13 protein-coding genes and 1 pseudogene are annotated in these 14230 nt (G+C 35.0%); 5 read left to right on the top strand and 9 right to left on the bottom strand.

The annotated features are described in order from the left end of the window. Positions 1-47 precede the first annotated feature (47 nt). The 4 genes from RV00_RS12395 to RV00_RS12380 form a co-directional block, all read right to left on the bottom strand. Positions 48-944: a ParA family protein gene (locus RV00_RS12395; RefSeq protein WP_143141794.1), complete on the bottom strand. Its 897-nt coding sequence runs from the start codon at positions 942-944 to the stop codon at positions 48-50. A 102-nt stretch (positions 945-1046) separates the two neighbouring features. Next, positions 1047-3191 (bottom strand): type IA DNA topoisomerase, encoded by a 2145-nt coding sequence (locus RV00_RS12390; RefSeq protein ID WP_071862902.1) that lies wholly within the window; start codon positions 3189-3191, stop codon positions 1047-1049. Further along, on the bottom strand, positions 3191-3808 hold the full coding sequence (locus RV00_RS12385) for a recombinase family protein (protein WP_048602915.1): 618 nt from the start codon (positions 3806-3808) through the stop codon (positions 3191-3193). Before RV00_RS12385 ends, RV00_RS12390 begins: the two co-directional genes overlap by 1 nt. A gap of 63 nt (positions 3809-3871) precedes the next feature. Continuing rightward, on the bottom strand, positions 3872-4243 hold the full coding sequence (locus RV00_RS12380) for a DUF3021 family protein (RefSeq protein WP_012477193.1): 372 nt from the start codon (positions 4241-4243) through the stop codon (positions 3872-3874). A gap of 267 nt (positions 4244-4510) precedes the next feature. Between RV00_RS12380 and RV00_RS12375 the strand changes: the two genes are divergently transcribed. Further along, positions 4511-6778, top strand: a complete 2268-nt coding sequence (locus RV00_RS12375) for an ATP-binding cassette domain-containing protein (protein WP_071862901.1) — start codon at positions 4511-4513, stop codon at positions 6776-6778. Between the two features lie 475 nt (positions 6779-7253). Here RV00_RS12375 and RV00_RS12365 read toward each other — a convergent pair whose 3' ends face one another. From RV00_RS12365 to RV00_RS12335, 5 genes and pseudogenes are all read right to left on the bottom strand, one after another. Continuing rightward, positions 7254-7832: a DUF536 domain-containing protein gene (locus RV00_RS12365; protein ID WP_071862900.1), complete on the bottom strand. Its 579-nt coding sequence runs from the start codon at positions 7830-7832 to the stop codon at positions 7254-7256. Next, positions 7825-8364, bottom strand: a pseudogene (locus RV00_RS12360) (replication initiation protein); the annotation flags it as partial. The gene RV00_RS12365 and the pseudogene RV00_RS12360, both read right to left, overlap by 8 nt. A 666-nt stretch (positions 8365-9030) precedes the next feature. Further along, positions 9031-9573, bottom strand: a complete 543-nt coding sequence (locus tag RV00_RS12350; RefSeq protein ID WP_050884747.1) for a site-specific integrase — start codon at positions 9571-9573, stop codon at positions 9031-9033. A 428-nt stretch (positions 9574-10001) separates the two neighbouring features. Continuing rightward, positions 10002-10298 carry a DUF4298 domain-containing protein gene (locus tag RV00_RS12340; protein WP_003107891.1) on the bottom strand — a complete coding sequence of 99 codons (297 nt, stop codon included), beginning with the start codon at positions 10296-10298 and terminating at the stop codon, positions 10002-10004. A gap of 301 nt (positions 10299-10599) precedes the next feature. Continuing rightward, on the bottom strand, positions 10600-10860 hold the full coding sequence (locus RV00_RS12335) for a DUF3102 domain-containing protein (protein ID WP_071862899.1): 261 nt from the start codon (positions 10858-10860) through the stop codon (positions 10600-10602). Positions 10861-11199: 339 nt separating this feature from the next. Here RV00_RS12335 and RV00_RS12330 point away from each other — a divergent pair, with 339 nt between their 5' ends. The 4 genes from RV00_RS12330 to RV00_RS12315 all read left to right on the top strand — a co-directional run bounded on the left by RV00_RS12330 (position 11200) and on the right by RV00_RS12315 (position 14165). Next, positions 11200-11790 carry a TetR/AcrR family transcriptional regulator gene (locus RV00_RS12330; protein WP_071862898.1) on the top strand — a complete coding sequence of 197 codons (591 nt, stop codon included), beginning with the start codon at positions 11200-11202 and terminating at the stop codon, positions 11788-11790. Positions 11791-11863: 73 nt separating this feature from the next. Continuing rightward, positions 11864-12028 carry a hypothetical protein gene (locus RV00_RS16455; RefSeq protein ID WP_155443410.1) on the top strand — a complete coding sequence of 55 codons (165 nt, stop codon included), beginning with the start codon at positions 11864-11866 and terminating at the stop codon, positions 12026-12028. Positions 12029-12054: 26 nt separating this feature from the next. Beyond that, positions 12055-12678, top strand: a complete 624-nt coding sequence (locus RV00_RS12320; protein WP_002355386.1) for a cysteine hydrolase family protein — start codon at positions 12055-12057, stop codon at positions 12676-12678. Positions 12679-12815: 137 nt separating this feature from the next. Beyond that, positions 12816-14165, top strand: coding sequence for an FAD-dependent oxidoreductase (locus tag RV00_RS12315; protein ID WP_071862896.1), 1350 nt, complete (start codon positions 12816-12818; stop codon positions 14163-14165). Positions 14166-14230 lie beyond the last annotated feature (65 nt).

The following is a 14230-nucleotide window of genomic DNA, read 5'->3' as shown; positions in this document are numbered from 1 at the left end:
TTTATCATCAACAATCACAAATCACAAGTGATTTGTGATTTGTGATTCTATTCTTTTTCATTTTCTAACTGAATGATTCGCTCAACCATTTCAAAAAATACATTCTCATACATAGATAAAACTTTTTTGTCATAGCCTTTATGTTCTGTAATGCCGTTCTTAGACCAGGTACTTACTTTATTACTTCGCTTGATAATATTTTGGAAAACCAAATTATCTTCTTCATGTTCTTTGTACAGTTCTTCCAGGTTTGATTTTATCGTTGCGCTGTCCGTATCAACTAAATAAGGAACAAAACCGATCATATCTAGTCCAGGGTTAAACTGTTCTTGTAAATCAATCAAATAGGAAATATAGTTTTGAATGTTGTTTGTACTTTCTTCTTCTGCTTGTAAAGGGATCATGACGTAATCACTTGCCACGATTGCATTATTTGTATAAACGCTTGGCGTTGGTACAGTATCAATAATAATGAGATCATAGTCACTTTTTAAAGGTTCCAACAGAGTAGCAAGCAATCTACTTTCATTTTCAAACGTCCATGAGCGAGTTAATTTTGGTAATAACATCAAATCAAACGTGCCAGGAATCAAGTCTAAATTATCAGTCAAATGAATAATAGAAGAAGCTAAATTTCCGTTTTTCAGTCCTTCATAAAAATTGACACGTGGCAATTCAACCTTAAATGTTTTTGCTAAGTCTTTTGTCAATGTTGCTTGTAAGTCCTTATCGATCATTAAAACTTTTAAATTCAATTTGTCTGTCAAGTAAGCAAACATAGTCGATAATTTTGACTTTCCAACACCACCTTTAAAGTAATTATTCAAGATAACAATTGCTTCATTTTTATTGCTTAAAATACGTCTTAATTCTTCAAGTATTTTGAGTTCTTCCTTCTCCATAACTACGCCCCATTCTTTTTTTGTATAGTAATATTGTATCATTAAGAATCACAAATCACAAGTGATTTGTGATTAATCACTTGTGATTTGTGATAAGTGATTTGTGATTAATATATAAAAGCCCTATTTAAAGGGCTTTTATATTTATTTTGAGAAAGATATAAAATCAATATATCCCTTTTCCCCAATTTTTACAACGGCATTGTAGGGCTTTTTCTCTTTGTTTTTGATTCCTTTTACCAGAGTTTCTTTTCCCTCTAGTAATTCTTTTACATTTGTTTTGGTTAGTTTTTTCTTTCTAAAATGTTCAGCTAAAGTAAACTTACATTCAGGATAATTTGAACAACCATAAAACGATTTTTTTAATACAATATTGTTGCCACACTTAGGACATTTGCCTACAATACTTTTTTCTGCTTCTTTTTCTTTCTGTTCCTGGTAATCAGAAAAATTTAGTTTTTCTATATCGTTAGGTACAGCTTCCAGTAAATGAACAATGAATTTTTTGATATTCGTAATAAAGTTCTCTTGATTGCCTTCTCTTTTACCGATTTTTTTTAAATACGTTTCCCATTTAGCCGTCATTTCAGCACTCGTTAAAAGGTGCTGACTTTCAACTGCCTGGCACAATAATTTTCCTTTTTCAGTCACAACAAGCTTATTCTTAATCACTTGGATATATTCTTTTTGTTTCAAGGCTTCAATAATGCTTGCTCTTGTCGCTTCTGTTCCAATCCCCTCAACTTCTTGTAAAATCTTGATTGCTTCTTCATCATCAACCGTTTTATTCGCCGTTTTCATAGCAGTTAATAATGTACCCTCTGTAAAAGCTTTCGGTGGTTGTGTTTCTTTTTCGGCACTCTTAACGTCAACTTCGGCATGTTCTCCAATGATAACCAAGGGTAACGTTTGAACGTCCTCTTTTTCTTCTTTATTTTGTTGTTTGAAAAGAATTTTCCACCCTTCTTGTTTTGGTGTCTTTCCGATCGATTGAAACAGCAAATCAGCTACTTTCGTTTGTATCTTGGTTTCTTCATACAAGTAATCAGGTAAAAACATGGCAACGGTCGTTTTAACGACTAAAGCATAAATTTTTCGTTGTAAATCGTCCATTTTCGCTAATGCAGATTCGGTAGGTACTTGTTTTGTTGGGATAATGGCGTGGTGTTCCTGTACCTTACTACCGTCCACATAACGCTTTCTAGGCTCTGTTTGAACCATTTCAAGATCAAGTCCTAAAAATCCGCTATATTTGCCAAAATTCGCTTTTAAATAAGCAAATTCGTTCTCTGTAATAAATGGTGTATCTGTTCTTGGATAACTCAATAATTTTGCTTCATACAGCCCTTGCATAGCTTTTAAAGTTTGGCTCGCTGTCGCTTTATAAAGCTGATTGACTTTTGATTGCAAACTACTTAAAGAAAACAGACTAGGACTATTCGTTTTTTTCTCTTTGGTTTGCACGTCAGCGATTCTGCCCTCTTGATTGCCTATTTTAGCTTGTTTAGAAGAAACAAAAGCTAAAAGCTCCTCTTGGGTTTTAAAACGCTGTGTGGGGCTTAGAACGCCCTTAAACGAACCTTGGTTTACTTTTATACTAGCTTCCACCTCGAAAAAAGGTTCTTTTTTAAAATTCTCTATGGCTTCCTGGCGCTGAAAAATAAGGTATAAGGTGGGCGTTTGAACACGTCCTAGTGAAAATGTACCTTGTACGCCCTTCTGTTGTAAATTTAACGTATACAAAGGGCTTGCGTTCATGCCGATCAACCAATCGGCAATTTGACGTGTTTGCGCTTCTTGATAAAAGGGATAGTAATTCATTCCAGGTTGCAAATTTTGAAAACCGCTTCGGATCACATCTTTTTCTAAGCTATTGATCCATAGTCTTTTAAATGTTTTATCTTTTGAAAAGGCATTTGCTTTATGGATAATCGACCAGGCGATATTTTCACCTTCTCTGTCGCTATCTGTTGCAACAATAATTGTATTTGCCTTTTTGAGAAGTTCTGCAACAATTTTAAACTGCTTTCCCTTATCTTTTGCAACTTCAAAATCGTATCGATCAGGAAAAATCGGCAAAGATTCAAGTTTCCAATTTTGCCACTTTTCGTCATAATGACCTGGTTCTGCTAATTCCACTAAATGCCCAAAACCAAAGGTGATAAACGTTTCATCTGTAAATAGTGGGTCTTTGATCTCAAAATAACCGTCTTTTTTGGTGCTTTGTTTTAAAGCACTTGCGTAGGCTAATGCCTGGCTTGGTTTTTCAGCTAAAATAACCGTACTCATTAACTATCCCTCTTTTCATTGTTTTTTCTTTGATCTACTGTCACGTTATATCTTGCTCGATACCTTCTAAACGTTCGGCGATTAATTCCAGTTTGTTCTTCAACTTCTTTATCGGATAAACCATTCAAAAACAAATCGAAAGCATGCTTTAAACGTGGATCATTTTTTTTAAATTTCAGTTGCCGACCTTTGAATTTGCCTTTTTTCTTAGCAATTTCGATTCCTTGTGCCTGACGTTCCTTAATTTTTTTTCGTTCTGATTCTGCTTGATACTTGTACAATTCAATGACAAGGCTATTAATCAAACGCCTTAAATTTTCATCTTCAATACCATTCATTGAGGGTAAATTTAAGACTTCCAGGGTTGCCCCCTTAATTTGAATTTGATTCATCAATTCTGTTAATTCTTTATTATTTCGTCCTAATCGATCTAATTCAGTAACAATAACAATATCCCCTTCACGAATATAGTTAAGCATAGCTTGTAATTGTGGGCGTTCGACCGATTGACCGCTTAATTTGTCTGAAAAGACCTTAGAAACGCCCTGTAACGCTTGTAATTGCCGATCTAAGTTCTGTTCTTTGCTACTTACTCGTGCATACCCTATTTTAGTCATTAATATCTTTCCTTTTTTAAAAAAAGTTTTTTTAAATTCCACAAGCAAATATATAAGCTAAACTTACTTATTTAGTAGCTTTCCAAAAATAAAAAATGAAATTATCCATAAAACAACGCCAACTACCAAGAAGATCGCCAATAACTTTAAGAAATCAAAGATATTTGACAATGGAAACCACCCACTAATTATCAAACAAGGAAAAACTGTTATCAGCATTACAAAAAAGTGGATAATAGATTGCTGTGTTAAAGTTAAATTATCAATCTCATAAATCACGCTAGCAGCTGAAACTAATGTAATAATTATTCCTACTAGGAAAGTACTTTTTATTTGAAATGAGTTCAACTTCTGATAAACCATTATTAAAGATATTCCGCTCATAATTACAAAGGGAATAATTCCCCTTATGATTGCATCTATAATATATTTCATTTTTGACACCTCCACTCTAATTTTGCCCAACTTAAATGTCCTATTTTCTAATCCCAGTATACCACAAAAAATCAATACTTACTAAAAAGGACAATCAAGTATACCCTAGTGGCCGTTTTTGATCCATTATCAATGGCTTTTTAAATTAGGGCCTAGTACTTTTGGAATGGAAATACTTTCCAACACCAAAAATTCTAGACCCGATTATTTTTGTTAAACGAGATTTCTATATATAATGGAATTATAAATTTACTGTTGGAGGTTTTTATGACTGATTTATTTGCAGATGGGACTATCTCTATCCATGGAGCTCAAGAAAATAACTTAAAGGATGTCAGTTTAGATATTCCTAAGCATAAAACGACTGTATTTGCTGGTCTTTCTGGGTCTGGTAAATCCTCTTTAGTTTTTGATACATTAGCCGCTGTTTCCCGACGTGAATTGAATGAAACTTTTCCTAGTTTCACCCAACAATATTTGCCTAAATACGGTCAACCTGAAGTGAACCGAATCGACAACTTACCAGTGGCAATTGTGGTTGAACAGAAGCCTATTGGTCGTAATTCTCGATCTACTCTGGCAACCTACACCGGCATCTATTCCGTCTTACGTTTGATGTTTTCTCGAATTGGACAGCCTTGGGTTGGGTATTCTGAATGGTTTTCCTTTAACCTACCTCAGGGAATGTGTCCAAAATGTCAGGGATTAGGCTTTGTTGACGACGTAGATGAACGTCAATTAATTGATCCTAATAAATCACTCAATGAAGGTGCAATGACTTTTGCCGGTTTTCAACCGGGAACTTGGCGTTGGAAGGAATATGGCAACAGTGGATTATTTGATTTAGACAAAAAAATTAAAGACTACACCGATGAAGAATATGATTTATTCATGCACGCTCCGCAACAAAAATTAAAAAATCCACCGGCAAATTGGGGCCGTACGGCATTATATGAAGGACTAGTTCCACGTATGCTTCGCTCTGTTATTCATAGTGCCTCAGGTCGTCATCATGAAGCTGCCTTATCAAAGATTGTCACTCGAAAACCTTGCCCAGTATGTCATGGAACACGTCTGAACAAAAAGGCTCTAACTGGTAAAATTGCTGGCAAAAATATTGCAGAAGTCAGCGATATGGATTTAGTAAGTGTCCTAAAATTTTTGGATAATATCTCGGACCCCAAGGCTAAAACAATGGTGCGTGAACTACATAGTAAAGTTCAAGCTTTGGTCGACATCGGTTTAGGTTATCTTTCCCTTGGCCGTGGAACTGATACTCTATCTGGTGGAGAAGCTCAACGAATTAAAATTGCCAAATATTTGACGAGTTCCCTATCCGATTTAGTTTACGTACTCGATGAACCAAGTGTAGGACTCCATCCTCACGATATTAAATTAATTACCCAATCCTTAAAAAAGCTCAAGGAACATGGCAATACCATTATCCTAGTTGATCACAACCCTGCCATTATTTCGACAGCAGATTATGTCGTGGAAATGGGACCACAAGCCGGCAAAAATGGTGGTCAAGTAACTTTCACTGGTACCTACGACGAACTATTACGGTCAGATACGATTACGGGTAAAATGTTACGAGAAAAAATCACTTTCCCAAAGCCTCGTGAACCTCAATCTTGGCTAAATGTTAATCATGTAACTTCTCATAATTTAAAAGACGTATCTACCAGAATCCCTCAAGGTGTAATGACCGTGATATCTGGACCAGCAGGTTCTGGAAAAAGTACTTTAGTCCAAGCTTTCAAACAACAAGTTTCTGATCAAGACTATATTGATTTGAGTCAGGATTCTGTAGGTTTGAATATTCGTTCTACACCTGCAACTTACTTGAACATTTTAAATCCTCTACGAAAGCTTTTCAGTAAAGCCAACAATGGCGTTTCAACACAACTATTTAGTTATAACGGTAAAGGTGCTTGTCCCCGTTGCAAAGGTAAAGGTGTGATGATCACCGAGATGGCATTCATGGATCCAATCGTTCAAGAATGTGAGTTGTGTCATGGGAAACGTTATAGCCAAGAAGCACTACAATACACTTATCATGGCAAAGATATTTCTGAGGTTCTAAATCTTTCTATCAACGACACTTTAGAGTTTTTCAAAGATGTGCCAGATATCTACAAAAAGGTTAGTCTACTCCACCAAGTTGGACTTGGTTATTTGAATCTTAGCCAGTCGATGACCACTTTATCTGGTGGTGAAGTGCAACGTGTTAAGTTAGCAATGGAATTGAATCATACCGGCCGAATCTATTTCTTAGATGAACCAACAACCGGATTGCACTTACAGGATACTCAACAATTGATCGATTTATTTGAAGGATTGGTTGATAAGGGCAATACATTAATTCTGATTGAACATAATCTGAAATTAATTTCACGAGCCGATTGGTTAGTCGATATGGGCCCCGATGCTGGTAAATTCGGCGGTCAAGTTTGTTTTGAAGGTCATCCAAAAGATAGCCTAAACGATAAAAACTCTCGGACTGGTGCTGCATTAGCAGCTATAATTTCTTAAAAGATTCAAAAAGATCACCTCATTTAAAGTGCAACACAAAATGCTCTTATACTAAAAAAATGGACTATTTTTATTCAGTCCGTAAAATGAAAGTATAGGAGTATTTTTATGTCAATTCGTTATTCACAAGATTTCAAAGATTCATTGGTTAAACTTCACCAAGAAGGCCCTTCACCAAGAAGGCCGTTCACTTAAATCATTAACAGAAGAATTTGGACCTTCAAAAGATTCTATTGCTATTTGGGGCAAGCAAGCTACCCCAGTCATGATTCAGGGTCAATCAAAGACGTTAAAGGATGTCAAGCAATTAGAAAAGCGTCTCGCTATTTTGGAGGAAGAAAATAATTTTTTGTGAGCCCTTTTGTAATGAAATTCACTGATTTACTATTTTATAGCCAATAAAATGACAATCCAATACTATGGTTATGGTTGACCGTAATTGCTTTAGTTGAAACCTTAAGGCTTACATTAACTTTTACCAGAATTTCCACCAACGTTTAATAGCTCTATTTGTGTGTATGCCATCTTTATTACTACCAGATTTAACAATCTTCTGTTTAGCTATTTTGCTTTTTTTATCTTGGATGTTAAAAAGATCATTTCCGGTCGACAAGTTGTCGTTAGTTTTTTGAGTTAGTTGCCCACTTAGCTTTTGTACATGATCTTTTAATCGACGGTTATCTGCTACTGTTGCTAATTGTAATTGTTGCTGCTGATCCACCAATTTTGTTAGATGATCTATTTGTCGGTCTTTGGTAGCAAGCTGTTTGTCACGTTGAGACTTTAAATCTTCTATTTCTCTTCTTAGAGTGGCAATTAGCTCATTATTTTCTTTGCTAGTCTTTGTCACTTTTTTGCTACCTGTTTGTTGGGTCTTTGCTACCAAAGTCTTTGCTACCTTGTCCCTAATAATCCTTTCAGCTGTAAGGCTGATCATGTTTGTACCTTGACTATCTTTTTGTCGGTTCTTTGTTGGTAGTCTTTGGTAGTGGTATTGAATAGTTTGTTTAGAGACCTTCAATTCGTCAGCAAGTTCTCTAATTGTTTTAGGCATTATTTCCAAACCCCTTTCGGAGTTCAGCAAGTGCTTCTTGTCTTGCTTGATCTCTTATTTTTTTATCATGTTCAGCCTGTTTATCAGCCAATGCTTGTTTTTCAGTGGATCCTAGTGGTAATCCTTTAACTTTATCAGTAGCGCGCCATTTTTCCTGTTCTGTTAGTTCACTATTATGCTGAATATTGAAAAGTTTTTGTCGTTCATCTTGTAATTTACCTTGTGAGAAGTCATTAGCGCCTTTCTTTTCTGGTTTCCAGTTAAATGAATACCCTATTACTGGTTTTCCACGTCCCTTGCCATATTTCTTTCTAATATCTAGGCCTCTAAATAATGGTGTTAACTCTTCTTTGATGGGCTTTATAACATACCTATCAATATCTCCTGACTTTTTCCAATAGCTTTTAGGAATATCATGTAATTCAAAAAAGTCTTCTTTTGATAAAAAAGCATAACCTGTTGTTCTAAAACCCTTTAACAATCTAAAGGCAGTTTTGGCGTAACTGCTTCTAAGATCTCTAAATTCCGCTAAATCAATTCAATAACAAAAAAACTGGTTTTGTGGCTATCAGCAGACCGAGTAAAACGAGGTCAATGCGCACTTACACATCACTCTAAAAACGAGTGATGTAATGGCTAAAAATCGTGTATCAGAAGTTGCTTATCGCAACAACAAAATTTCATGCTAGTAGCGTCTCTTAATTGAGTGAGTCTTTGTTTAAATTTGTGATACATTTTTCTGATCCATCAATAACTTACTCAAATATAAAATCATAAATACTGCAAGCTATCACATTGTAATACAAATTACTACGTTCTTGTATTACAATGTGGCTTGAAAAGGGGGCAGTTTCACTTTCCCCTTTTATCCCCTTTGGATTCTGTCGATTTGCTTTACGCAAACGCCACCTACCCATTTTATAAAAATAAAATGGGCAAAAGATCTTTCTTTTTGTCATACAAAAAGAAGAAAAAAAAGAGACGATTTTCTTCTTCCGAAATCGTCCCTCTTTTTCCTAAAACCATGGATGAACGAACAAAAAATCTCTCGTATTTTGTTTGTTCATCCACTAAAAATATGCGAACAGTATGGCTTCATTCAATCCTGTTCTTACAAGTCAAAAGCATTGAATCGTCCGAGGACGATTCAACAAAAAAAGTAGTCGTTTTTGGACGACTACTAAGTTCTAAACATTCATTACCCAAAATCAATTTGGTCTAACATCGTTTCTCGACTAGCTTGATCTAATCCAAGATACGTTAAGGTCATAGCTTCACTTGAATGGTTTAATAAATGCATCACTAAACCAATATTATAGTTTGACTGCGTATAGACCCGATAAGCGCCTGTTTTACGCATGGTATGCGTTCCTAGATAGTTAATTCCTAAAAGATCACCAACTCGTGCCATAATCTTATAAAACTGTTTCTCAGTAATAGGACGATCAGGACGAGAGGTTGAAGGAAATAACCACTCTGAATTCATATTTTGTTGGATGAGCCATGCATGATAAAGCGTTAAATCTTGTTGGACAGGTTTTAAATATAACGTATTTCCCTTACCTGTTTTTTGATCATGAATAAATGCAGTTTGTTTGACTGTTCCATCAAGATTAAAGACATCTGTTTTTTTTAATTTCATGACGTCACTCACACGTAGCAAGGTCGCTTTCCCAACTTGGAAAATTGTATAGTTGCGACGACCAGCACGAAAACTATCAAGTAGTGTATCCTGCACCATTTTTAAGATATTTGAATCTTTGATATAAAGATAAAGAACGCTCCATTGATTTTAGTTTTAAAAATCGATTAGAAGAAAAACTAAGTGATTACGTCGTAATTTTAGAACCTGGAAAATTGGCAACAATGGGAATTATTAATGCTCATAAAGAATTAGCTATAATTGGAAGTGACGTTAAAGACTGGTCTACTTACTCTTCCAGTAATTTACCTGAAATAAAATTCAAAATCGAAACATTTAAAAAATTTGTAGAATTAAACCTAGCATTTAAACAGTGTAAATTTACAGTAAACTTCATTGATATATAAGCGTTTGTGATGATTTGGTTTACAGTTAGATGAAAATAAAACAAAATCAAAACTATATAAAAAGTCACTAAAAATGAGTTCAGCAGGCAAGAAATGGCACCTTAAGTGGTGCTTATTTTTTTAAAAATTTTTGTACATTTTTGAAGTTAGGTCAAGTAATACTCCAAGAAGTTCATTATGATCACCAATCATATCAAATAATTGGTCTTCTGTTAAAACACCACATTTTACTGGGATTTTTTCAATTTCCATATATTCAAACCATTTTTCACTACCATAAAAATTTTTTAATTCAATATAGTTATTGTAAATTGAGTTAAATTTTTCAACACTATCAATTAAATTAGTTAAGACTGGCATAAAAGTGTCATATTTGTTTTCCATTTGTTGAATCAGCTCTATATCTTTGTTATCCATTTGAGAATCCTCTCTTTTTTAGCAATTATCTCAAAAAGCAATTTTTAATGCAATCATTAGTATTTAATAAAGTTATATTTAATGTTGAGATTGCCATTCTAAGCACGTCTAGATCACTGGAATGAGTGATTGCGCTTGATATTGTGCCAATTGGAAGAGATTCAAAAAATTGTATTTGTGATTCTTCGTTTTGCGAAGAATCAACCGACGTCGGTTGATATTGGTGTTATCTTAAATTAGAGTATGTATTCTATTTTTGATATGTTGGTACGTACAAACATTTGGATATTTCGAAACGTTACTAAATTTGTGTACGTTCACAAATTGGAAGTCGACTTCTATTATCTGACAACGTTATCATATTTGACTGTTGTCCAACGATTGGACAAGTATATAGCGCTCTATTACTTAAATGTTGACAATTGGCAACATTTGGAAGCTCCTTAGCAACTTTCATAAATCTATGGGCTTCGGTTCTTTCAATATTTATTTTTTTGAGCCAATTTATAAAATCACCATGTGCCAAATCATTTTCTTTAACATGATTTAACCTGCGACCAATTTCCCAAATTGATTGCCTTTAAAATGATTCATTACTCTGTCCTCTCTGTCTTTTTTCTCAATTTTACACTAAAATAGATTTTTTGGAAAACTTTGCAACAGAACCGGGCACAGTTTTAAATTTTGCTTCTGATGCTATGCAAAGAACTGAAATCTATCAAAATGATAAGGTTCAACAACAAAATCATTTTTTATACTAGGACACAGTTAATGATATGTTTTGTACTATTCGGTACAAAATGTTTGTATTTCAAAAAAGAAGATGTTAATATAATTATACCAAGTGGTACAAAACAATGTTGTTAGATACAATCTAATCTAACCATTTGTTTCTAAAAATATGGAGGTGTACAATTTGAGAAATACGAAAGAAAAGATATTGACGGCTACAGAACAGCTTATATATAAAAAAGGTTATACAGGGACTTCTATTAATGATATTTTAGATGAAACTGCGACAGGCAAAGGGCAATTCTATTATTACTTTGATTCAAAAAAAGAAGCTAGCCTAGCAGTCATCGATAATCATGTTAAAATTTGGCAAAAACATTTGCTAAATGGAATCCTATCGAGAGATGAAAGTCCACTGGCAAACTTGAAAGAGATGCTGGATTGGATTTACAGTGATCATGCGCCAAAAAAAATATACTACGGCTGTCCTGTAGGCAATCTCGTTATTGAGCTTTCCGCCCTAGATGAGGATTTTAGAAAACCTCTTGAACAACTATTTTCAGATTTACAAAAAAAAATTGCGGAAAATCTATCAGCTTTAACAGGACTGCTGGTGAAACAAAATCTTCCTGCAGCACATGCAATTATTGCTCAAATTCAAGGAAGTCTTCTACTCTTGAAAGTGACTCAAGATTTAAATGTTCTGGAATCAAATTTTGATTTATTAAAAACTAGTTTTGAAAAAATGGGAGAAAAATAATGAAAAAATTGGATATGATAGTTATCGGATCAGGTTCTGCCCCGCCTACTGCTGTGATACGACGTAAATCTTTATGTCAGCAGTTGAATCTAAAGAAAAAGTCAAGATTTTGCAGGCCGATGCGATTCGGAGAGAATATCCCATTGCCGATGTTCAAAAAAGATGGCAAAGTTGTCAAACATTCATAGACGTTCTTGGTAAGGGGATACTTAAGCAACTCATTACAGAATTATCATAAAAATTTTATATTTAAAGGAGAACAAAATGTTCAATAACAAAAATACAGCATTCGTCGTTACAGACCCACAAGTCGAATTCCTCAAACCAAAAGGTGCAGGCTATGGTCTAACAAAAGATATCCTCAGAAAATATCATACCACTGAGAATCTTACAGAACTCTTCAAACATGCTAAAGCAAAAGGCTATAAAATCTTTATTTCACCACATTACTTTTACGACCATGACCAAAACTGGAAATTTGGTGGTCAAGGCGAACAAATGATGTTGAATAATAAAATGTTCCATCGTGAACACCAGTATCAAGAAACAGTGAAAGGTTCAGGAGCAGACTTCGTGGAGGAACTCAAACCTTACTTGGATGAAAATACTATCATCACAAGCCCCCACAAAATCTTCGGTCCCGAATCAAATGACTTGGCGCTTCAACTCCGTAAAAACGGCATTGATACTGTTATCTTGGCTGGAATGAACGCAAATCTCTGTGTGGATTCACACTTGCGTGAACTTGTAGAATCAGGTTTTCACGTTCACGTTGCAGCTGACGCAACAGGAGCACCTGGTCAAGAAGCCTATGATGCAGCAATAACAAATTTTGGATTTGTTGCAGATCGCACCATGAGTACAGCAAAAGTTCTTGAAGAGCTTTGAAGCAATAGGTAAACAGGCAAATTAAATGAAAATAATATTTGATGAACTAGCTACTAAAAAAATTAAAAGCTTCGGTACTGTGGTAAATCTATCGTGGATAATAAGTTAGTTCAAAACTAAAATTTGGAGGTTTTTAAATGAAAAAAATAGACGTAAAAAATATCGTTGTTGGTTTTGGTAAAGGTGGAAAGACCTTGGCCAAATTCCTTGCTGTAAAAGGAGAAAGTGTCGTCGTTATTGAACAATCACCTCGAATGTATGGTGGGACTTGTATCAACATCGGCTGTATTCCATCAAAATTTTTGATTGTCAACGGTGAAAAAGGTTTGAAATTCACAGAAGCTGCAGAAAAAAAAGCGATGCTTACAGGTAATTTGAATCTAAAAAATTATCACATGATTGCAGATGAAGCAACAGCTGAAGTTATTGATGGCAAAGCAAAATTTGTCTCTGATCACGAAATCGAAGTGATGGATGCTGAGGGTGAAGTCATTGCACAACTAATTGGCGAACGTATCTTTATCAATACTGGCGCGACACCTGTCTTGCCACCAATTCCCGGACTTGTGGACAGTAGAAATGTTGTGACTTCAACTGAATTAATGGATTTGAAGCAGCTTCCTGAACATTTGACGATTATTGGTTCTGGTTATATTGGTCTTGAATTTGCTTCAATGTTTGCAAGTTACGGATCAAAAGTAACAGTTCTTGATATTTTCGATAACTTCCTTCCTCGTGATGATGAAGATATTTCGAAGTTGGTTCGTTCCGACCTTGAATCTAGGGGGATTATCTTTAAGCTTGGCGTGAAGATTGATGCTATTACTGACAATAGCGTTGAAATAATAAATAAAGAAGGCAAAAAAGTTTCAATCTTATCAGATAAAATTTTGGTTGCAACAGGTCGCAAACCCAATACTGCTGGACTTGGACTTGAAAACACTAATATTCAACTTGGTCAACGTGGAGAAATTGTGGTCAACGATAAACTTGAAACCACTGTTCAAAATGTATGGGCACTTGGGGATGTGCATGGCGGTTTACAATTTACTTACACTTCCCTTGATGATTTCCGTATTGTAAGTAATAACCTTTATGGAGATGGTAAGCGGAGTCTGTCTGACCGCAAAAATGTACCAACCTCTGTTTTTATCACACCTGCCTTGTCTAAAGTTGGCCTTAATGAAAAAGATGCTAAAGCAGCGGGCATCGATTACCGTCTCTTCAAACTTGCTGCGACAGCCATTCCAAAATCAGCTGTCTTGAATCAGTCTAAAGGATTACTCAAAGCTTTGGTTGATCCAGAGACAGACAAAATTCTTGGTATTACAATTTACGCAGAAGAATCTTATGAAACAATTAATCTCATAAGTCTTGCGATTGAAGTAGGCTTGCCTTACACATTATTGCGTGACAAAATTTACACTCATCCAACCATGACTGAAGCATTAAATGATTTGTTTGCCGCTAAAAATGAAGTAAAATAAAATAGTCAAATTTGATGGAAATCGAGTATGAGTTACTGACATACGGTTCTGTTGCAAAGCGTCTC

It is taken from the genome of Enterococcus devriesei (genome assembly GCF_001885905.1).
GTDB classification, from domain to species: domain Bacteria; phylum Bacillota; class Bacilli; order Lactobacillales; family Enterococcaceae; genus Enterococcus_A; species Enterococcus_A devriesei.
This window is presented reverse-complemented; position numbering and strand designations above follow the sequence as displayed.

Bases quoted from the DNA above. Each gene is read 5' to 3' on its own strand.
- RV00_RS12330 (WP_071862898.1), top strand. From the start codon at position 11,200: ATGGAGGTGTACAATTTGAGAAATACGAAAGAAAAGATATTGACGGCT.
- RV00_RS12375 (WP_071862901.1), top strand. From the start codon at position 4,511: ATGACTGATTTATTTGCAGATGGGACTATCTCTATCCATGGAGCTCAA.
- RV00_RS12340 (WP_003107891.1), bottom strand. From the start codon at position 10,298: ATGGATAACAAAGATATAGAGCTGATTCAACAAATGGAAAACAAATAT.
- RV00_RS12365 (WP_071862900.1), bottom strand. From the start codon at position 7,832: ATGCCTAAAACAATTAGAGAACTTGCTGACGAATTGAAGGTCTCTAAA.
- RV00_RS12350 (WP_050884747.1), bottom strand. From the start codon at position 9,573: ATGGTGCAGGATACACTACTTGATAGTTTTCGTGCTGGTCGTCGCAAC.
- RV00_RS16455 (WP_155443410.1), top strand. From the start codon at position 11,864: ATGTCAGCAGTTGAATCTAAAGAAAAAGTCAAGATTTTGCAGGCCGAT.
- RV00_RS12320 (WP_002355386.1), top strand. From the start codon at position 12,055: ATGTTCAATAACAAAAATACAGCATTCGTCGTTACAGACCCACAAGTC.
- RV00_RS12380 (WP_012477193.1), bottom strand. From the start codon at position 4,243: ATGAAATATATTATAGATGCAATCATAAGGGGAATTATTCCCTTTGTA.
- RV00_RS12395 (WP_143141794.1), bottom strand. From the start codon at position 944: ATGATACAATATTACTATACAAAAAAAGAATGGGGCGTAGTTATGGAG.
- RV00_RS12385 (WP_048602915.1), bottom strand. From the start codon at position 3,808: ATGACTAAAATAGGGTATGCACGAGTAAGTAGCAAAGAACAGAACTTA.
- RV00_RS12315 (WP_071862896.1), top strand. From the start codon at position 12,816: ATGAAAAAAATAGACGTAAAAAATATCGTTGTTGGTTTTGGTAAAGGT.
- RV00_RS12390 (WP_071862902.1), bottom strand. From the start codon at position 3,191: ATGAGTACGGTTATTTTAGCTGAAAAACCAAGCCAGGCATTAGCCTAC.